A 20332-nucleotide genomic window follows, 5' to 3' on the forward strand; every position below is an offset into this window, starting at 1 on the left:
GCATGTCTGAAAAATTGCAGGTAGTCAACGGTCTCGAGTTCGCGGTGGCGGACCTCTCGCTCGCGGAGGCCGGTCGTCACCAGCTGCGTCTCGCCGAGCATGAGATGCCCGGCCTGATGTCCCTCCGCAAGGAGTACGCCGAGTCCCAGCCGCTGCGCGGCGCCCGCATCGCCGGCTCGCTGCACATGACCGTGCAGACCGCCGTGCTGATCGAGACGCTGGTCGCGCTCGGCGCCCAGGTCCGCTGGGTGTCCTGCAACATCTTCTCGACGCAGGACGAGGCGGCCGCGGCCACCGTGGTCGGCCCCACCGGAACCGTCGACGCTCCCTCCGGCGTCCCGGTCTTCGCCTGGAAGGGCGAGTCGCTGGAGGAGTACTGGTGGGCCACCATGCGCCTGTTCGACTTCGGCGACGGTGTCGGCCCCAACATGATCCTCGACGACGGCGGTGACGCCACCCTGCTCGTGCACAAGGGCGTCGAGTTCGAGGCGGCCGGCGCGGTCCCGCAGGCGACCGAGGACGACAACCACGAGTACCAGATCATCCTGGGGGCGCTGCGCGCTTCGCTGGCCTCCGACCCGCAGCGGTTCACCCGGGTCGCCGCCGACATCCGCGGCGTCACCGAGGAGACCACCACCGGCGTCGCCCGGCTGTACAAGCTGGCCAAGGAGGGCACGCTGCTCTTCCCGGCGATCAACGTGAACGACTCGGTCACCAAGAGCAAGTTCGACAACAAGTACGGCATCCGGCACTCGCTGGTCGACGGGCTCAACCGGGCCACCGACGTCATGCTCGGCGGCAAGCTCGCCGTGGTCTGCGGGTACGGCGACGTCGGCAAGGGCGCGGCCGAGACGCTGCGCGGCCAGGGCGCTCGGGTGATCGTCACCGAGATCGACCCGATCTGCGCGCTGCAGGCCGCCATGGACGGCATGCAAGTGGCCCGGCTCGAGGACGTCGTCGGCGAGGCGGACATCTTCATCACCACCACCGGCGGCACCGAGATCATCCGGGTCGAGCACCTGACCGCGATGAAGCACAACGCGATCGTCGGCAACGTCGGGCACTTCGACGACGAGATCGACATGGCCGGCCTCGCCAAGGTGCCGGGCGTCGAGAAGATCGAGATCAAGCCGCAGGTGCACGAGTGGCGCTTCGCCGACGGTCACTCGGTGATCGTGCTCTCCGAGGGCCGGCTGATGAACCTGGGCAACGCCACCGGGCACCCCAGCTTCGTCATGTCGAACTCGTTCACCAACCAGGTGATGGCCCAGATCGAGCTCTGGACCAAGCCCGGCGAGTACGAGCTTCAGGTCTACGTGCTGCCCAAGCACCTCGACGAGAAGGTCGCCCGGCTGCACCTCGACGCCCTCGGCGTACGGCTGACGACGCTCACCAAGAAGCAGGCGGAGTACCTCGGCGTGGACGTGGACGGGCCCTACAAGCCCGAGCACTACCGCTACTGAGACGTATCTCTTGAGGGCCGCGCCGTTCGGCGCGGCCCTTTTCCGCAAAGATGGATCTCGTGCATCATCCCGAAGAGATCGTGCTCTTCGTCCTGGCGGCCATGGTCGTCGTCGTGGCAATGCGGTGGGTCGCGCGCCGGACGGGCCTGCCGGCGGCCGCGCTGCTCACGATCGTCGGGATCGTCTACTCGCTGCTGCCCGGGCCGAACATCGACCTCGACCCCGAGCTGATCCTCACGTTCGTGATCCCGCCGCTGCTCTACAGCGCGGCGCTCGACTCGTCACTGCTGGACATCCGGCACAACCTGCGCACCGTGATCAGCCTTTCGGTGCTGCTGGTGCTGGCCACGGCGCTGCTGGTCGGCGTGGGGTTCGAGCTGTGGGTGACCGGCGCGACGCTGGCGGCCGGGGTGGCCCTGGGCGCGGCCGTCGCTCCGCCCGACCCGGTGGCCGCGCTCGCCGTCGGCCGCCGGGCCAGTCTCCCCGGCAACATGATCACCCTCATTCAGGGCGAGGGCCTGCTCAACGACGCGACCGCGCTGACCATCCTGGCCGTCGCGGTCAGCTCGGTCGACGGCGAGGGCTTCTCGTTCCCGACCGCGGTCGGCCAGTTCGTGATCTCGGCATCCGGTGGCGTAGTGGCCGGCGTGCTGGTCGCGTACGTCGTGCGGGCCCTGCGGCATCTGCGCGACGACCCGCTCAGCGCCAACGCGATCTCCCTGATGACGCCGTTCGCCGCCTACCTGCTCGGCGAGCGGCTGCAGGTTTCCGGGGTGCTCGCGGTCGTGGTGGCCGGCCTGATCATCCGGCACGACGCGCCCCGGCACTCCTCCGGCGCCAGCCGGCTGCAGACCACCGCCGTCTGGCGGCTCATCGACTTCGTCCTCGAGGGTCTGGTCTTCCTGCTGATCGGCCAGCAACTGTTCGCCGTCGTCGACCGGCTGGACGAGTACGAGACCAGCACGATCGTGATCGCGGTGTCCGTCACCGTCGGCGTGGTCCTGCTGCTGCGTCCGCTCTGGCTGATGCTCACGCAGTTGCTGCCCGGCCGGATGCACACGCGGCTCGGCGGCACGGATCCCGACGGGCCCGGCCCGCTGGGGCGGGAGGAGAAGGCGCTCAACGCCAAGGAGGTCGTGGCGCTCAGCTGGGCCGGGACCCGGGGCGTCATCACCCTGGCGGCGGTCTTCACCCTGAAGGACAACGTGCCCGACCGCGACCTGATGCAGTTCTGTGCCTTCGTGGTCGTGATCGTCACGCTGATCGGGCAGGGCCTGACGTTCGCTCCGCTGGTGCGGTGGCTGGGGTTGCGCGCCAACAAGAACGACCTGGCCCGCGAGCGCAACGAGGCGCGATCGGCGGCGGTGCAGGCGGCGCTCGACCGGCTCGACGAGATCCGGCACGAGGAGCACGACCACATCGAGGACCGGGCCATCGAGACCATGAGCAAGCAGCTGACGGTACGGCTGGAGCGCTACCGCAAGCGGCTCGACCTGATCGAGAAGGCCGACTCCGACGAGGTGCCGGTGTCACCGCAGTACGAGGCGGCGCTGGCCGTGCGCCGCGAGGTGATCGAGGCGCAGCGCGAGGAGCTGCTGCGCTGGCGCGACAGCGGGAAGCTGACGGACGAGGGGCTGCGGGTTCTGGAACGGGAGCTGGACCACGAGGAGCGGCTGGCCGAGCGCTCCTGAAGCCCGGCCGGTCCGCGGCGCGCTGCCACGGACCGGCCTTGGCGCGAGCCTCAATATCCCGACGAGGCATCGATCCCGAAGGCCGACACGATGCTGGTCACCATGATCGCGATGGCCATCGCCGTGCCGACGAAGACCGCCCCGAGCAGAATGAACAACGCCGTCGTCTTGGAGATCCCGCCGAGCCCGGTGGCGACCGTCTTCCCCAGGCTGGGGTGATCCCAGGTGATCGGCGGATAGTTCCGCGTCCGCACGACGACGGTCGGCGCGGGTTCCGGCGCGGCGACCCGGCGGTGAGCGGGTTGCTCGGTGCGGGCTTGTTCCTGCCGGCGAATGGACTGGCTTCCCTGCAACAACATGATGTCGCCCCCTTCGGCTCCAACACGTCTCTGTGGCCCTAATGATGGACCGCCGGGAACGCCCGGGTAAGTGGCCATTTAGCCGTACCTATTGCCCGTATTCGAGAGTATTTTGGATGCGCCGCTCACTTGCCGATCATGAACTGGTCGACTGGGAGCGGGCGGTTCACGATCCGCACGTCGCCGATCCAGCCGTGGAAGACGTTGTCGACGGCGCCGGCGTACTCGTGGCCGCCGAACAGCCACGGCAGGCCGAGCGAGGCGATGCCGACCGACAACGTGGACGGGTTGTCGACGACGGGGCTGCCCTCGACGTACATGGTGGTGTGTTTGCCGTCGTTGACGACCGCGACGTGCCACCAGACCTCCTCGAAGAGGCCGTGTCCCCAGTTGGTCGTCGGGTAGGTCTGGTTCAGCGGGTAGAAGTTGAACTGCGGCTCGCGGCCGTTGTTCGAGATGTTGAGGCCGGCCAGCGGCTCCTTCGGGTCGGCGTTCTTGCCGCTCTTGCCGGCGTCGCCCGACCGGCCCCGGCGGGTGAGCACCGACATCCACGCGTTGTTGCCCGCGTCCCAATCCAGCGGGATCTTCAGGAACGCCTCGATCGTGTAGCCGCGGTTGAACGTCTCCGCGTTCAGCGGCGCCTTCGCGCCGGTCGTCAGGTACCCGCCGTGCAGCGGGTTGCGGCCGCCGGTGAAGCGCAGGCTCGCGTGGGCCGGCTGGTCGGGGTGATGGTCGCCCGACCAGGTCAACGCCTCGGCGGCGCTGCCCGCCACCGCGGCCACCGTCAGGTCGTTGCCGCGCCCGGACCGGTCCCGGACCGTCTGGCCTGCCGTCACCGGGCTGCCGCTCACGCCGCCGTTGTCGAAACGCCAGTACGCCAGCGTGCCGGGGACCACCAGCATGCCGGACGGGCGGGCGGGGCGTACCGATGCCGGAAAGCGCTTCTCCAGGTCGAGTGGCATCGAGAACTGGTCGACCGGCGTGGTCAGCCGCAGATGCTGGGCGGCCAGCGGGCTGCGCAGCTCCGGATCCTGGGCCAGGAAGTACGGCGCCACCGTCTCGACGTCGATCACGCCGCGGGCCAGGTCGAAGTGGTAGAGCCGGAGCATCGCGGCGCCGCCGAAGTAGCGGTTCTGGTAGTTCGTGATGTGCAGGTGGACGTCGTTGCCCGCCGCGTTCTTGCGGGTGGTACGCCCGGGCGGCCAGTAATGACCGTTGATGGTCAGGAAGATCTGGTCGTTGTTGTCGATCAGCCCGTCCCACAACTGCTGGCCGTAGCCGGAGAGGATCGCATTGTTCTCCGGATCGCCCGACTCGTACGGGTAGACGTTGTCGTCGTACGGCGAACCGACCAGATCATGCGTCGTCACGATCACCGGCAGCCCCGGGTGGTCCTTGATGAACTTGTTCGCCCAGGCGAAGCCCGGCGCCGACATCCGCCAGTCCAGCGCGAGCAGCAGCCACTCCCGGCCGCCGGCGCGGAAGATGTGCGCGGTGTTGTAGCCGGTGGCGTCGGCCCCGGCGAACGTCTTCGAGCACCGGAACCGCTGCGGGCCCATGGTCTGCAGGTACGGCGTCGTGCCGCGGGTGTCGTCGCCGCTCACGTCGTGGTTGCCGGCCAGCACGCTGTACGCGACGCCGTGCGAGTCGAGCAGATCGAACGCCTTGCCGACCGCCTGGAACGAGGTGGCGTCGGCGTCCTGGGTCAGGTCGCCCAGGTGCGCCATGAAGACGATGTTGTCGTCGTCGCTGTCGATGATGTACCGGAACGACTCTTCCTGCGGCGCCGAGTTGATGCTGTTCTGGCTGCCCCAGTACAGGAACTGGGTGTCCGGCATGATCGCCAGCGTGAACTGCGGGCCGGCCGGGTCGGGGTCCCACCGGCCGGCGGAATGCCCCGCGCCGCCGGCGAACGTGGGTGTCACGCTCAGCGGCCCGAAGGCTGCCACGCCCGCGCCCGCGCCCGCCAGCGCCGCGGACCGCAGGAGATCGCGCCGATTCGGTCCCGTCGGCGTGTGACTGTGCTCGTGCTCGAGCATTGCTTCCCCTCCGAAATTCGGAAATCCAGCGAACCGGACGCTACGAGTGGACCTCGTCTGGGGAGAGGCCAACAGGTGACCACCAGCTGATCATCTGTATGGCACAGGAACGCCGCGGGTTCACCAGGTACGGGCCCAATCGGGCGGGGGAACGACCGGCAGGTCCGGTTCGCCGCTGATCGGCTCCAGGGCGTACAGGACGGTCAGCTCGTCGCGGTTGGGATCGGTCTGCACGTGGCCGTAGCTGCCGTCCGCCGCGACCAGGAGCCAGTAGTCCGGGGCGGGACCGCCGTCGTCCAGCAGGGCCCGGGTGCGGGCGACCCGGCAGACGGCCTGAGCGACCTCCAGCTCGGTCGCCTGCGTCAACTCCCGAAGCCGGTCGCCCGCGCTCAGCTCGTGCCCGAACTGCCCGTCGGCGGGGGTGAGCAAAGCGATGGGGTCGGGCCCGGGGTAGTCGTTGAGCCCTTCGTGCGGGCCGATGTAGACCAGGTCGAGCGGTACGCCGTAGACGGCGTGCAGCGCCTGCCGCAGGGCTTCGGCTGATGCCTTGCGATCAAAGTAGATCCCGTACGTCATGCCCCGCCCCCGTAGCTCTTGTGATGCTGAAAGACCGCGAGCGCCGAATGCCAGTCGGCGTCGCCGACGCTCGGGTCCCGGCGCAGCGCGTTCCGTGCCGCGTCGACGTCGCCGCCGGATCCGATCAGCTGCTTGAGGACCTTATATTCGGATCGCGACAGACTCACGAAGCCCGGCCCCGACACGGGGAAGACCGTCCCGGTCGATTCCACCGCGTATGTCCGGCCGTTGACCTCGTAACGGTTGGTCTCGGTATTCCAGGTTCCGCGTCCGGCCGAGATGTCCGCCAGGTCGGCCGCCACGTCGGTGCCGGGCAGCACGACCGTGTTCTTGTTCTTGGCGGGGCTGCCGGGCCGGATGCTGTCGAGATTGTGCCGGGCGTTCGGCGGCTTCAGCGGGATCTGCGCGGCTGGTCCCTGCACCGACGGGCCGCCATGGGCCGACGGGCCGCGATCCGGTCTCGGGCCACCGACCCGGCCCAGTCGGGCACGGCTCGCGATCTGTTCCTGCGCCGCGGAGACGTTGTCCGGACCGTCCGCGCTGTCCGCCGCGGTCTGTCGCTTGGGCGGATCACCGCCGCTACCGTTGCCGCCTCCCGCGGGTTCGGGCGGCGGAGACGAGTCCCCGTGGTGCGGGGTGTGAGGTCTGGCCATGTCGGCCCGATGGTATCGACGGATGTCACGCGAAGCTGTTGGCAACAATTCGCCATGGCAGCGGTGCGGTTTCACGTCAACGAGGTCTTCGACCTGCCGGGCAGGGGTGGGCTGATCGCTGTCGGGTCGGCCCGGGGAGGCACCCTCGTCGGCATTCCGCGTCTGCGGGACGACGCCAGCGGGCGCCCGATTCACGTCCTCGGCGTCCATCACCCGACGCCGCGTACCCAGCGGACGGGCGAGACCATCGTGCCGATGTCCCAGACGCCCTCCATGGTGGTCGCCACGGCTCGCGAGCGGTCTAGGCGGCCGCCAGCTTGCTGGTGGCGTCCAGGGCGCGCGTCGACCACCGCACGGCGTCCATGTACTGACCGGCCAGATCGAAGCTGCCGAACTCACCGTGCTCGTACGCGTCGACCGCGCGCAGCACCCGGCCGAGCTTGCCGGTGCCCTCGGTCAGCGCCGCGACCAGGGCCGGCGCCAGCGGGAACTGCTCGGCCATGCCCTCCGGCGCGACGTCGAGCAGCTGGCCGACGCCGCTGATCACGCCGGCCATGAAGGCGGCGTCCGGCGGCGCGCCGAACCAGGTGGCGATGTTCTCGCAGAGCCGGGCGCGGGTGAGCACGCCGGCCATGTGCTCCTCGGTGCCGCCGCCGACCTCGTCGAGCATCATCAGCAGCGCCCATTGCCGGATGTGCGGCAGTCCGATCATGACGACGGCCTGGCGCACCGAGGAGACCCGGTTGGCGTGGCCGGCCGCGACCGAGTTGCTGGCCCGCAGGACGCGTAGCGACAACGGCGGGTCGCTGGCGATGATGTTGACGATCTTCTGCAGGTCGGGGTCGGCGGCGCTGAGCGCGCCGACCAGCTCGAGCCGGCGCAGCCGGGAGGGTGAGAGGCTGGCGACGGTCAGCACCTGGGGGTGGCTGAGCGCGTAGCCCTGGCGCAGCTCCATGCCGTACCGCTCGGCGATGGCGAGCTGCTCGGCGGTCTCGAGGCGTTCGGCGACGATCTGGATGTTGGGGTACTCGCGGCAGGCGGCGACGACCTCGTCGAGGCGGGACAGGTCACCGTCGAGGAGGTCGAGCTTCACGTACGAGGCGAGCCCGAACAGCACCTCGTGCCCGGATCCCCAGACGAAGTCGTCGAGCGCGATCCGGTACCCGGCCTCGCTGAGCGCGGTGATCCCGGCGACGACCTGGTCGTCCATCCGCACGGTCTCGAGGACCTCGAGCACGACCTGCTCGGGGCCGAACGGCAGCGCGATGTCGCCGATCAGGAACTCGCGGGTGAGGTTGATGAAGCACAGCCGGTCGCCGGCGACCTCGCGGATGCCGAACTCGGTGAACGCGTTCACCATCACGGTGCTGGTCGCGTACGTGTCCTGGCGTCCCGCGGCGACCGCGTCCACGCTTCCGCGGAAGAGCAGCTCGTAGGCGACGACGCCACCCCGCACGTCGAAGATGGGCTGGCGCCCGACGTGAATGAGCTGGGTGCCGTCCGCAGCAGCCGCCGTTGATTTCACACCGCTAGCTATCGGCCGTCGCCCACCCGATCTGACCAAATCCTCTGAGTTACACGGTGGCGATCCAGAGCCGATCGGGCGAGGCCAGCAGCAGGGTGGCGCCACGCCCGGCGACGGCGACCGGCGGGGCCGGCGCGGGAACCGAGCGACCGTCGATGAACAGGCCCCCGCCGACCAGCACCGGCTTGCCGCCGGCAAGAGCCAGCGAGCGTACGCCGGAAGCATCGCCCCCGAAGGTGGGGCCGGCCGTCCAGGCGCCCGCGTGCCACCGCCAGAGCCCGAAGGCGGTTCCGCGCATCCCCGCCGCCAGCAGGTCGTCCCCGTCCGGGACAACCCGCTGAATCTCGTTGAAACCGCCCGAAACCGGCGGATCATCGCGGGACCAGTCCTTGCCGTCGCTCGAGACCCAGGCCGCGGAACGCTGATCAAGCACGCCGCCGGAGCCGCCCACCACGAGCCAGCGTCCGTCCGGAAGGGCAACCACGTCCCTGGCCACGGTCTTGCCGGCCAGTCCGGGTGCGTTCTCGATGAGCCGGAACTCGCGGGCGGAGGGAGGAGCGATCCACGCCGCGCCCCCGGAGGAGCGGTTTCCGGCGATCGCGAAGCCGGACGGCCCCGCGGCCATGGGCCCGACGTCGACCGCCTGGTCGCCGCCGTAGGTCTCGAACGGCGCCGCGTTCTCGACGAGACGTCCGCCGGCGAAGCGCCACGTGCTCACCCGAGGGTTGCCGTGCGCGCCACCGGGCACCGCCCCGATCATCGCGACCCGCTCGCCGGCGCAGGCAACCGAGTTGATCACCTCGCGGGGCCCGTAGTAGCTGGCCGGCAATGGCGAGAACGGCACGGATGACCAGGTGACGCCGTCGACGCTGGTCCAGGCGGCCGGACCGCCCCCGGCCCCGCCGGCCGCCCACCACCGGTCACCGCAATCGGCGACGTCCCGCAGCATGACCGCCCCCGGCAGGGAGACCTCGCGCCAGGAGAGCGAGGACGACGGCTTGCTGCAAGCGCTGACCGAAAGCACCGCCAGCACCGCAGCGATGACGCAAGAAAACGATGGCTTCACGTAACGACCGAGCAATCTGTCGAAAATTTGAGACGAGGCCTTGTGGACTACGTCACAGCAATCTTATGGTCACTCCACCTCCAGGCGTCCGTCCCGCTTGGAGCATCGCTCCCCGATAGAAAGAACTCTCGATGTCGAAAGCTGCCCTAACAGCTGCCATAGCCGCCGGTGTCGCTCTCGCGGTCGGTGCGACCGGAGCTGCGTACGCGCACAAGCCGGAGACCATCAAGGGCACCCGCGCCGCTCTCGACCCGGCGCTTGTCGCCGGCCGCGGCGCCAGTGTCGCCTTCGCCGAGCAGGAAGCCGAGACCGCCGCCACCAACGGCACGGTGATCGGCCCCGACCGGACCGCCTACACCCTGCCCGCCGAGGCCTCCGGCCGCTCCGCGGTCAAGCTCGCCCCCGGGCAGTACGTCGAGTTCACGCTGCCCAAGGCCACCAACGCGATCACCGTGCGGTACAGCATCCCGGACGCGCCGACCGGCGGCGGGATCACCGCGCCGCTCGCCGTCAAGGTCGGCAAGTCCAGCCGGAGCATGACGCTGACCTCGCAGTACTCCTGGCTCTACAACCAATATCCGTTCAGCAACGACCCGAACGCGGGCCTGCTGCACCCGGACTGGTGGATCACCGAGTGCGCCTGCGTGCCGGCCGCGACCACCCCGGCTCCGGTGATCACCACGCCGTTCCGGCCCAACCACTTCTACGACGAGCAGCGCCTGCTGCTGGGCCAGACCTACCAGGCCGGGGAGAAGATCCGGCTGACCGCCTCGAACAAGGCGGCGTGGACCGTGATCGACCTGCTCGACACCGAGCTCGTCGGCGCGCCCAGGATCAACCTGCTGGCCGCGAACGTGCTCTTGTTCGGCGCCGACCCGACCGGCCGCCGGGACTCGGCCCCCGCGTTCGACAAGGCGATCGCGTTCGCCAAGAAGACCAAGCTCAAGGTGTACGTGCCGCCAGGCACGTACCAGGTCAACCGGCACATCGCCGTCGACAACGTGACGATCGAGGGCGCCGGCAACTGGTACACGATCATCAAGGGCTCGCAGACCACGCTGCCGACGCCCGCTCCGGACGGCTCCATCCACACCGGCGTCGGCTTCTACGGTGAAAATTCCAAGAATGTCCATCTGAGCGGCTTCGCCATCGAGGGCGACGTACGGGAGCGCATCGACACCGACCAGGTCAACGGCATCGGCGGCGCGATGAGCGACTCGACCATCGACGGCCTCTACATCCACCACACCAAGGTGGGCCTCTGGTTCGACGGGCCGATGCGCAACGTCAAGGTCACCAACAACGTGATCGTCGACCAGATCGCCGACGGCCTCAACTTCCACATCGGCGTGACCGACTCGATCGTCAAGAACAACTTCGTGCGCAACACCGGCGACGACGCCCTCGCGATGTGGTCGGAGAAGACGGCGAACGCGCGGAACACCTTCGACCACAACACGATCCAGACGCCGGTGCTGGCCAACGGCATCGCGATCTACGGCGGCACCGACAACACCGTCTCCGGCAACCTGATCGCCGACCCGATCCGTGAGGGCAGCGCGCTGCACGCCGGCTCCCGCTTCGGCGCCGAGCCGTTCGCCGGGCATCTCTGGATCACCGACAACACGACCGTCCGGGCCGGCACGTACGAGCTCAACTGGAACATCGGGCTCGGGGCGATCTGGCTCTACGCGCTCGAGAAGAACATCGACGCGGACATCCAGGTCGTCGGCGACACCTTCCTGGACAACACGTACAACGCGATCATGGAGGTCGCGGACTGGCCGGTGAAGGACCTGTACTCGATCACGAATGTGCACTTCAAGAACATCAAGATCGACGGCGCCGGTACGAGTGTGCTCAGCGCCCGCGTCGGCGGCGGCGCCTCCTTCGAGAACGTCGACGCCCGCAACGTCGGCGCGGTCGGCGTGAACAACTGCGGCCGGTTCAACTTCCCGGCCACCGGCTCCGAGTTCTCGGTGACCGACCTGGGTGGCAACGACGGCGGCTGGCTCGCGTCGTGGATGCTGCCCAACACGATCACCTGCGACGACCGGCCACCGGTCGTCGCGCCCCCCGCCCCCACCACCTGGTAAGTCATCCCCACTCGCGGCCCCACTCGTTGATTCGGGTGGGGCCGCACCCTGTTGTAGCCTTGGCGGCCGGGAACCGGAGTCGGAGGATTTTTCGTGAGTCAAACGTTGCTGGTGACCGGTGGCGCCGGATTTGTCGGTACCAACCTCATCAAGGCGCTGCTCACAGACTTTCCGGCGGCCGCGATCGTCTCGGTCGACAACTACTTCACCGGCGTGCCGGAAAACCACGTGAACGACCCCCGGGTGGCGTACCTCGATGGCTCGACCGTCGACATCGCCAAGATCTGGGCCGAGCAGGGTCTGCCGAGCCCCGAGATCATCTTCCACCTCGGCGAGTACTCGCGGATCGTCCAGTCCTTCGACGACCACGACCTGACCTGGGAATTCAACCTCCTCGGCACGATGGAGGTGGTCAAGTTCGCGTCCGCCAACGGGTCGAAACTGATCTACGCCGGCTCGAGCTCGAAGTTCGGCAACGACGGACAGGACGAAAACCTCAATCCGTACGCCTGGACCAAGGCCAAGAACATCGAGTACATCACCAACTACTCGACCTGGTACGGCCTCGACTACGCGATCACGTACTTCTACAACGTGTACGGCCCCGGCCAGATCTCCGCCGGCCGGTACGCCACCGTGATCGGCATCTTCGAGGACCACTACCTGCGCGGCGAGCCGCTGCCGGTGGTCTCGCCCGGCACCCAGACCCGCGACTTCACCCACGTCGACGACATCGTCCGCGGCATCGTGCTGGTCGCGCAGAAGGGCACCGGCGACGGGTACCTGCTCGGCGCCGGCCGCGAGTGGCCGCTGCTCGAGGTCGCGAAACTCTTCCGGGCCGAGTACGAAATGGTCCCGGCGCTGCGCGGCGAGCGGGTGCGCGGGCAGGCCGACACCACCAAGGCCGGCGAGCTCGGCTGGCGCCCGGTCCGCAACCTCGACGAGTACGTCGCCTCGTTCATCACCCGGCACCAGTTCGGCGAGCTGAGTCACCAAGCCTGACGCGACCCGGGCGGCCGGAACGCGCGCCCGCCGATATGGTCGGTCGTTGTGGAACACGCTGCCGGGGTGCTGCTGTTCGTCCCGTTCATCGTCGGGACGGTGCTGGCCTTCGCCGCCGTGATCCGGCGGCTGCTCGGCGTGCGCGTCGGGTGGCTGCGCACGCTGCTGGCCGCCGTGCTGGCGCTGGTGACGACCGCTCCGATCCTGGCGGCCCTCGCGCCCGAAGACCCGACGACGGTCAGCGGCGGCGAAGCGGTGCTGCTCGGTGCGACGGCGGTCGTCGTGTCCGCCCTGCTGGCCATGGCCGCTCTCGTGATCCTCGAGGTGCTGCTGCCGACCGGGTCGCTGCCGGGTCCCGTGGAGATGTGGCGGGGCGCCCGCCGCCGGGCGGCACGCGCCGGCCGGTACTCCACGATCGTGCGCATCGCGCTGCGGCACGGCCTCGGTCGCTTCCTGCGGGGCCGGCCCGGTTCCGGCCCGACGTCGGCGGCGGCCCGGCGCCGGTTGGCCCGGTCGTTGCGCGAGGCGCTCGACGAGGCCGGCGTGACGTTCGTCAAGCTCGGGCAGTTGCTCTCCACCCGCGGCGAGTTGTTGCCGGCCGAGTTCGTCGAGGAGCTGACGGCGCTGCAGGATCGCGCGACGCCGGCGCCGTGGGACGACATCGCCGCAGTGCTCGCCGCCGAGCTCGGACGGCCGGTCGGCGAGGCCTTCCTCGAGATCGACCCGGAGCCGATGGCCGCCGCCTCGGTGGCTCAGGTCCACGCGGCCCGGCTGACGAACGGCACGCCGGTGGTGGTCAAGGTGCAGCGGCCGGGCATCGCCGTGATCGTCGAGCGCGACCTGGACATTCTGGCGCGGCTCGCGGGCACGCTCGAGGACCGGACCTCCTGGGGCCGCTCCTTCGGCGCGCGCCGTCTCGCGCTGGGCTTCGCCGAGGCCCTGCGGGAGGAGCTCGACTTCACGATCGAGCGCGACAACCTGCAGACCATGGCCGCGGCGCTCGACGCCTCCCCGGACCGCGGGGTGCGGGTGCCCACGCCGTTCGTCTCGCTCAGCTCCGAACGCGTGCTCGTGATGCGCCGCCTGCCGGGAACCCCACTGGGCGCGGCCGGGCCTCAGCTCGCGCGGCTGGGCGACGAGCGGCGCGCCACGATCGCGGCGAACCTGCTCGACAGCATGCTCGACCAGATCCTGGTGTACGGGAACTTCCACGTCGACCTGCATCCGGGCAACCTGCTGGTGGACGACGACGGCACGCTCGGCATGCTCGATCTCGGCTCGGTCGGCCGGCTCGACGCCGTCACCAGGACCGCGATCGGGCAACTCCTCGCGGCCGTGGGCCGGGGCGACTCGGTGGCGGCCAGCGACGCGCTGCTGCGGCTGGCCGACCGTCCCGAGGCGCTCGACGAGCGCGAGTTGCAGCGCACGGTGGGCGTCCTGATCGTCCGGTACGCCACGCCGGGCAGCACGGCCGGCGTGGCGGCGGTGGGCGCGCTGCTGCGCACGTTCACCTCGTACGGGCTCGGCGTGCCGGCGCCGGTCGCGGCGGTGTTCCGGGCCTTCGCGACGCTCGAGGGCACGCTGGGACTCCTCCGCCCGGGCTTCGACCTGATCGGCCAGGCCCGGGTGGCCGGCGCCCGGCGGATAGCGGAGACCCTGGCGCCGGAACGCCTGCGGGGGACCCTCGAGGAGGAGCTCGCCGCGCTGCTGCCGATGCTGCGCGGCCTCCCGCGGCGGATCGACCGGATCGGCGAAGCGGTGGAGCACGGCCGGCTTCGCCTCAACGTCCGGCTGTTCGCCGACGACCGGGATCGGCTGCTCGTGACCGGGCTGCTCCACCAGGCGCTGCTGACCATCATCGGCGCGACCTGCGGCGTGATGGCCGTCCTGCTGCTCGGCTCGGGCAACGGCCCGCGGATCAGCACCGGCGTGGCGCTGTTCCCGCTGCTCGGCTACGGCCTGCTGATCGTCGCCGTCGTGCTCGTGCTGCGCGTCCTGGTCGTGATCTTCCGGCGCGATTGAGCGCTACCCTCGATCGATGGTGATCGGGGTCGGCGTGGTCGGGTTCGGCTGGATGGGTCAGGTGCACACGCGGTCGTACCTTCGCGTGCCGCACCACTACGCCGACGCGCCACCCGTCGCGCTGGTGGCGGTCGCCGACGACGTGCCCGGCCGGGCGCCCGCCGCCGCCACGCGGTACGGCTTCCTCGGATCCACCCTCGACTGGCATGACCTCCTCGACGATCCACGCATACAGGCAGTCAGCATCACGCTGCCCAACTTCCTGCACCGGGAAGTCGGCGCCGCCTTCGCCGCCGCCGGCAAGCACATCTGGATCGAGAAGCCGGTGGGTCTGTCGGCGGACGATGCCCGGGCGGTTGTCGGCGCCGGCCAGGTCGCCGTGGGCTTCAACTACCGCAACGCGCCCGCCGTCGAGAAAGCGCGGGAGTTGCTGCACGGCGGACAGATCGGAAAGGTCACCCACGCTCGCTTCCGGCTGCTCAGCGACTACGCCGCCCACCCCGACGGCGCGCTGAGCTGGCGATTCGAGCGGGAGCGCGGCGGCAACGGCGTCCTGGGCGACCTCGGCTCGCACGGCGTCGACCTGGTCCGTTACCTCCTGGGCGAGATCGACGCCGTCTTCGCCGACACCGCGATCTTCCTGCCGACGCGCCCGCGCCCGGCGGCCGCCACCGCCGGGCACGAGCGGGGGAGCGGCGAGCCCGGTCCCGTCGAGAACGACGACTGGCTCGGCGCGCTCCTGCGAATGACGAATGGTGCACGGGTCTCGCTCGAGGCGAGCCGGGTCGCGGTGGCCGAGCAGAACCACTACGGCTTCGAGATCCACGGCACGGCCGGCGCGCTGTTCTGGGACTTCCGGCGGATGGGCGAGCTGGGTGTGAGCACCGGCTCGTCCTATCAGGACGAACCGGTGCGTACCCTCTTCGCCGGCCCCCTCGACGGAGAGTTCGGGGCGTTCCAGCCGGGCTCCGGCATCGCGATGGGCTACGACGATCTCAAGGTCATCGAGGCGTACCGCTTCCTGCGCTCGATCGCCGACGGCCGGCCCCACGGCGCCACCCTCGACGACGCCATCCGCAGCGCCGAGACGCTCGACGCGATGGAACGATCGGTTGCCACCGGCGGCTGGGTCAGCCTTCCCCGGGTTCAATGAACTTTCATGGCTCCGGTTTCCTGAGGCGTCGCGAATCTGTCTGACCAAAGTTTGTTGATCAGCCGACAGTCGATACACCAGGGAAATCCCTAGTCCTAGTGTGGGACGGTGTCCAGCGATCTTGAGGCGGATCGGCTCGTCGCCGAGGCGCTCAAGACCTCCGATCCCCGCCTGCTCTTCTCCGCCTTTCTCGTCCTGAGCCGCAACGCCGGCGCCCGCGACCTGCTGCCACTCGTCGAGAAGATGGCCGGCTTCGCGTCCCAGGAGCCGTTCCTCCACCACGTCCTCACCGGGGTGGCGCTGTCGCGTACCGGCTCGCTTGACGGCGCGGCGCATCTCGAGCGTGCCCTCGAGATCTTCGACTCGCTCGGGCTGCACGACGATCCGCTCTACCTCGAGTGCGCCATCTTCGCGACGCTCACCCTGATCCGCCCGCACGAGGCGCGCCTCAAATACGCCGTACACGTCGATCGCTTGACCTTTGATCCGGCGGCCCGGGCCCGCTTGCTCGCGATGATCGGGCTGGGCGACGCGTGGGCCGGCAATCTCGTCCGCGGTCAGGCCGAAATGTTGGAGGCACGCGACCTCGCCGTGCGGGCCGGGCGGCCGGACGTGCAGGCCGAGGTCACCTCCTGGCTGATCAAATGCGAGGCGCTGCGCGGCGACCTGAAGTCCGCGGCGGCGCACCTGGCCGAGGCGCGGAGGCTCGCCGCCCGCAACGGCTCGGAGTGGGTGGCCGGGCTCATCGTCGAGGGTTCGGCGACGCTGCACCTCGCACAGGGCGACTACGAGGCCTGGGTGGCGATGCTCGAGCTGATGGTCGCCGGCGGGATGGGCGTGGACTCCGGGCTGACCTTCGAGTACCGCTGGGAGCTGGCCACCCACCACGCGCTGCACGACGACCCGGCCGCCGCCGCGGCACTGCTGGCAGATGTGCCGCCGGCGCCGGTGCACCTGCCCGGCGGGCCGGCGATGGCGGCGTGGCGGACGTGGATCGGGCGCCCGGACGACGAGCGGGCGATGCACGAGTTCGAGGCAGCGCTGCCCGAGTTGGTGCAGCCGGCCGAGCGGTTGCCACGGGCGCGGATGGCCTGGCTGCTGGGGGTGCAGCACGGCCGGGCGGGGCTGCGTGCTCCGGCGGTGCGGCTGCTGGAGGCGGCCTGCGCCGGCTACGCCGCGATCGGGGCCGGCGGGTTGTTGGCGCTGGCCGAGGCCGACCTGACGAGGGTCAACGGCGGGCGCCCCGCGTACACGCTGCCGCCGGCGCTGGCCGCGAAGCCGGGGGAGGCGGCGCTGACCGGCGCGGAGATCCGGGTGGCGGTGGCGGTGGCCGACGGGCTGAGCAACAAGGAGGCCGCCGAGCGGCTGTTTGTCTCAGTAAAAACAGTCGAATTTCACTTAGGCAACATATTTCGCAAGCTGGACGTTCGAAATAGAACCGAACTGGCCCGGCGCCGGGACCGCCTCGGCTGATCGATCCTCTGCCCGCGCCATTGCGGCCCACGGAAAGCGTTTTGGCCGGGTCAATTTGTTGCCCTGCGCGATTGTACTCCGATTTCCCAACTGACGATACTGTCCGATTTCGCCCGCGGCGAGATCGAAACCGAGCGTTCCGGCTAATCGCGTTTGCGGTCCTGCTCAGGTTGCTGAATTCGCCTTCTCGATAGGTAGCATGGTGCTGCCAGCATTCACCGATCTTGAGTGATGAGAAGAGGCTTGCCGCCCACGCAGATCCGGTTTCGGAGATCATGAAGGAGCTGATCCCATGACCGCTAGCGCGGATCCGACAGTCCAACGTCTCGCGCTTCGGCGCCGGCTCCGAAAGGCGCGGATTGAGTCGGGATCGGACCGGCAGCAGTTGGCGCAAGCTTTGGGGTGGACGCTGGGCGACTTCATGCGTGTCGAGACGCTCAAGGCGGGCATCGACGATGGTCGCCTACTGGCACTGCTCGACCACTACGGGATCGCCGACGACGTTCAGGTGCGTGAACTGTACGGGGCCACTCGGACTGCGAGCGGGACACCCGCGCCGATGAGCAAGGAAGTGATGCTCCTACTCAAGTACGAGCGAGCGGCTTCCGCCATCCGTTCGTTCGAACCGCTCCTCATCCCGGGACTGTTGCAGACGCGGGAATATGCCGTAGCGGTACTCCGCCTCTTCGCGCCACCAGAGGATGTCGACGCCCTGGTGGAGGCACGCCTTGCTCGGCAGAACCTCCTTGATCGCGACGACGCCCCCGAGGCTTTCTTCATCATCGACGAGTCGGCCCTGCACCGGTGGGCGGGGTCCGCCGGCGCGGAGAAAATGATCATGCGGCGCCAGCTTGCCCGGCTTCGGCAAGTGGGCCGGAGTCAGAGGGTTCACATCCAGATCATGCCGTTCCGCGCCGGCATGCACGAAGGAATAAAGGGCCCGTTTGTCATCCTCGAGTTCGCTGATCCCAGCCAATACGAGTTGCTGTACCTCGAGGATGCGAGAGGCGACTTCCTGGGGCGCGTCGAACCGGAAGACCTTCAGCCCTACGTCGAGCGGTTCTGGTCTTTGAAGAGCAACGCGGCACCTGAACAAGACCTTGATCGCTACGTCGACCGGGCGTTGGAGGCCTTGAACGCGGAACCGGAATCATGAATTGTGCCTATGGCGGCTAGGTCGTCGCGACGGTCACCGCCATAAGTCTGAGATTCACGGAGTGCGTGCGTAATGGGCTATGCCCAGCAGCAGGGCGGTGCTGCCGGCGAAGCCTCCGCCTGCGGTGAGGATTGCGTGCGGGATGCTGCCGTCATCTGCCCACGACAGAAGTCCGGCGACGCCGCCGATAATGATTGCGGCCAGCACGATGACCACGATGCGGAGAATACGGAGGCTTCCGGTTGGGTCGGGTCCGGGGGGAACCCGACGGGGGGATCGGGGGTCGGTCATGGCTCAGGAGAAAAGCGACAGGACGACGAGTGCGAGGGCGGCCAGGGCGAAGAAGACCGCAAGGCTCATGGCCGCCAGCGACCTCAACACCACGTGCAGCGGCTGCAGCGAGCGAGCGAAGGCGCGGATCGCGAAGATGAGAAGGATCGCGGCTCCGACGGCCATCACCCGCGAGGCTCCTTGACCAGGCGGCTGTTGCGAAGACAGCATGAGTACTAGACTTTCCACCGTCTCGTCCTTTCTATCCGTGTGAGTGCGGTCTGGACGATTGCAACAAGCACCTCCGGCGGACTCCGGGGGTGCTTGTCCTGTTTGCGGCTTCGAGAGTCCTCTCGGCCTTACTGACAGTGTGCGCAGCGACACGCCCAGTTGGCAATTGCCAAAGCAGAGGTTGACACACTATGTTTTTCCAGCGCTGCACTTGCCAGCGCGCGCCTTGACATAGAATCGGGTTCGCGGTACAGGGAGGTGCCTGTGGCTCGGCGGAGCAGCCCGACGGTGCGCAACCGTGAACTCGGCGCGCTCTTGAGGGGCTACCGCGAGGCCAGGAACCTGACCGCGGCACAGGTGGCAGCGGATGTGGGCCTATCGCCTGCCGCCATCAGCCGGCTGGAGAACGCGTCGCGGTCATCGCCGCGCTCCGGTCCTCCACACGTTCGCGCATTGTGCAGTTACTACGGGCTGGACGCTCAAACCACGGAGCGGCTGGTCCGACTGGCCAAGGAAGGCTCGCAGCCGGGGTGGTGGCAGCGCTACAACCTGGAGTCGCTCACGGCGACCTACCTGGACCTGGAGAGCGCCGCCGTGTCGATCGAGAACTTCGAGGCTTCGGTCGTGCCTGGCCTTCTTCAAACGAAGGACTACACGATAGAAGTAATCGAGCCGCTGCGGTTGCAATTCTCGGCCGACCAACTGGCCGAGACGGTAGAATCCAGATTCCAGCGCCAGCAGATCCTGCATGGCGAGAATCCATTACTGTTTCATGCGGTGATCGATGAGGCGATCTTACACCGGGTCATCGGAAATCGCGACGTCATGCGTCGGCAGCTGAGTCACGTGAGACGGCTTGCTTCCGATCTTCCCAATGTCACGGTCCAGATATTGCCCTTCTCGGCCGGGTCCAATCCGGGACTTGACGGCACGTTCGCCGTCATGAACTTCGACGAGGATCTTCTGCCGGCGGTGATCTACGCGGAGGGCCAGTTGGGCCAGATCTTCGAGGACGACCCCGAGCAGGTCAAGCGGCTGAAACACGCCTTCACGAGCCTGGCCGGCCTAGCCCTTGACGCGCCCCGGTCGCTGAGCCTGATCGACGAACGAATCCACGCTCTCTCTTAATCCAGGGAAATGAAATGAGCTTCTTGAAAATCGACCGCAACGCTCTCGCGTGGCGCATTGCCACTCGCAGTGCCGGTGGTAACTGCGTCCAGGTCGCTGCCGCGAACAATCTGATCGCTGTACGCAATTCACGAAATCCCGAAGGCGAAGTCATACTCTACACAAAGCCAGAGTTCGCAGCCTTCTTGGATGGTGCCAAGAAGGGCGAGTTCGACGATCTATTGGAATGATTCGCGCTAGGTTCGACGACGTTCGATCGTCTCGGCTTCGGCAGGGCAGTTCGTGGGTGGTAATCGGCCCCGGTTGCCACCCACGCGCGTTTTCGCGATACATGCCTCTCCTGGCGCCCCGACGCCCGCGGAGCCCTTGACCCCAGCCCATCCGTGGGCCAAGGGGCGGCGCAGATCCTTGACTACATCGACACAAGTC

General features: G+C 68.7%; 18 protein-coding genes. 10 read left to right on the forward strand and 8 right to left on the reverse strand.

Annotated features, from left to right (window positions below):
- Positions 1-2: 2 nt before the first annotated feature.
- Complete coding sequence (gene ahcY, locus ACIA5D_RS46910; RefSeq protein ID WP_396037192.1) at positions 3-1463, forward strand: adenosylhomocysteinase; 1461 nt, start codon at positions 3-5, stop codon at positions 1461-1463.
- Positions 1464-1513: 50 nt separating this feature from the next.
- Positions 1514-3154, forward strand: coding sequence for a Na+/H+ antiporter (locus ACIA5D_RS46915; RefSeq protein ID WP_396037193.1), 1641 nt, complete (start codon positions 1514-1516; stop codon positions 3152-3154).
- 50 nt (positions 3155-3204) lie between these two features.
- Here the strand turns inward: ACIA5D_RS46915 and ACIA5D_RS46920 are convergent, their stop codons facing one another.
- The 6 genes from ACIA5D_RS46920 to ACIA5D_RS46945 form a co-directional block, all read right to left on the reverse strand.
- A complete protein-coding gene (locus ACIA5D_RS46920) occupies positions 3205-3513 on the reverse strand; it encodes a hypothetical protein (RefSeq protein WP_396037194.1) in 309 nt (102 codons plus the stop codon).
- 125 nt (positions 3514-3638) lie between these two features.
- Positions 3639-5552: a LamG-like jellyroll fold domain-containing protein gene (locus tag ACIA5D_RS46925; protein ID WP_396037195.1), complete on the reverse strand. Its 1914-nt coding sequence runs from the start codon at positions 5550-5552 to the stop codon at positions 3639-3641.
- A 120-nt stretch (positions 5553-5672) separates the two neighbouring features.
- Positions 5673-6128, reverse strand: coding sequence for a hypothetical protein (locus ACIA5D_RS46930; protein ID WP_396037196.1), 456 nt, complete (start codon positions 6126-6128; stop codon positions 5673-5675).
- A complete protein-coding gene (locus tag ACIA5D_RS46935; RefSeq protein WP_396037197.1) occupies positions 6125-6991 on the reverse strand; it encodes a hypothetical protein in 867 nt (288 codons plus the stop codon). The genes ACIA5D_RS46930 and ACIA5D_RS46935 overlap by 4 nt, the downstream gene beginning before the upstream one ends.
- 91 nt (positions 6992-7082) lie before the next feature.
- Positions 7083-8306 carry an EAL and HDOD domain-containing protein gene (locus ACIA5D_RS46940; RefSeq protein ID WP_396037198.1) on the reverse strand — a complete coding sequence of 408 codons (1224 nt, stop codon included), beginning with the start codon at positions 8304-8306 and terminating at the stop codon, positions 7083-7085.
- 49 nt (positions 8307-8355) lie between these two features.
- Positions 8356-9339 (reverse strand): hypothetical protein, encoded by a 984-nt coding sequence (locus tag ACIA5D_RS46945; protein ID WP_396037199.1) that lies wholly within the window; start codon positions 9337-9339, stop codon positions 8356-8358.
- A gap of 164 nt (positions 9340-9503) precedes the next feature.
- Here ACIA5D_RS46945 and ACIA5D_RS46950 point away from each other — a divergent pair, with 164 nt between their 5' ends.
- The 6 genes from ACIA5D_RS46950 (at position 9504) to ACIA5D_RS46975 (ending at position 18274) form a co-directional block, all read left to right on the forward strand.
- Positions 9504-11468, forward strand: coding sequence for a glycosyl hydrolase family 28-related protein (locus ACIA5D_RS46950; protein ID WP_396037200.1), 1965 nt, complete (start codon positions 9504-9506; stop codon positions 11466-11468).
- Positions 11469-11561: 93 nt separating this feature from the next.
- A complete protein-coding gene (locus tag ACIA5D_RS46955) occupies positions 11562-12470 on the forward strand; it encodes an NAD-dependent epimerase/dehydratase family protein (protein WP_396037201.1) in 909 nt (302 codons plus the stop codon).
- 48 nt (positions 12471-12518) lie between these two features.
- The gene (locus ACIA5D_RS46960) at positions 12519-14492 is read left to right on the forward strand and encodes an ABC1 kinase family protein (RefSeq protein WP_396037202.1); all 1974 of its coding nucleotides are present in this window, start codon (positions 12519-12521) and stop codon (positions 14490-14492) included.
- A 16-nt stretch (positions 14493-14508) separates the two neighbouring features.
- Entirely contained in the window at positions 14509-15645 is a 1137-nt protein-coding gene (locus ACIA5D_RS46965) for a Gfo/Idh/MocA family protein (RefSeq protein WP_396037203.1), read from the forward strand.
- A 108-nt stretch (positions 15646-15753) separates the two neighbouring features.
- Complete coding sequence (locus tag ACIA5D_RS46970; RefSeq protein WP_396037204.1) at positions 15754-17118, forward strand: LuxR C-terminal-related transcriptional regulator; 1365 nt, start codon at positions 15754-15756, stop codon at positions 17116-17118.
- Positions 17119-17410: 292 nt separating this feature from the next.
- Positions 17411-18274 carry a DUF5753 domain-containing protein gene (locus tag ACIA5D_RS46975; protein WP_396037205.1) on the forward strand — a complete coding sequence of 288 codons (864 nt, stop codon included), beginning with the start codon at positions 17411-17413 and terminating at the stop codon, positions 18272-18274.
- Positions 18275-18328: 54 nt separating this feature from the next.
- On the opposite strand, the gene ACIA5D_RS46980 is transcribed toward ACIA5D_RS46975, so the two are convergent.
- Both ACIA5D_RS46980 and ACIA5D_RS46985 read right to left on the reverse strand, forming a co-directional pair.
- Positions 18329-18490, reverse strand: coding sequence for a hypothetical protein (locus ACIA5D_RS46980; RefSeq protein WP_396037206.1), 162 nt, complete (start codon positions 18488-18490; stop codon positions 18329-18331).
- 78 nt (positions 18491-18568) lie between these two features.
- A complete protein-coding gene (locus ACIA5D_RS46985; RefSeq protein WP_396037207.1) occupies positions 18569-18733 on the reverse strand; it encodes a hypothetical protein in 165 nt (54 codons plus the stop codon).
- Between the two features lie 330 nt (positions 18734-19063).
- On the opposite strand from ACIA5D_RS46985, the gene ACIA5D_RS46990 reads away from it, so the two are divergent.
- A complete protein-coding gene (locus ACIA5D_RS46990; RefSeq protein WP_396037209.1) occupies positions 19064-19903 on the forward strand; it encodes a helix-turn-helix domain-containing protein in 840 nt (279 codons plus the stop codon).
- Between the two features lie 14 nt (positions 19904-19917).
- Positions 19918-20133 (forward strand): DUF397 domain-containing protein, encoded by a 216-nt coding sequence (locus ACIA5D_RS46995; RefSeq protein ID WP_396037210.1) that lies wholly within the window; start codon positions 19918-19920, stop codon positions 20131-20133.
- Positions 20134-20332: the final 199 nt, after the last annotated feature.

The sequence above is a fragment of the Actinoplanes sp. NPDC051513 genome, assembly GCF_044454685.1.
In the GTDB taxonomy this organism is placed as follows: Bacteria; Actinomycetota; Actinomycetes; order Mycobacteriales; family Micromonosporaceae; genus Actinoplanes.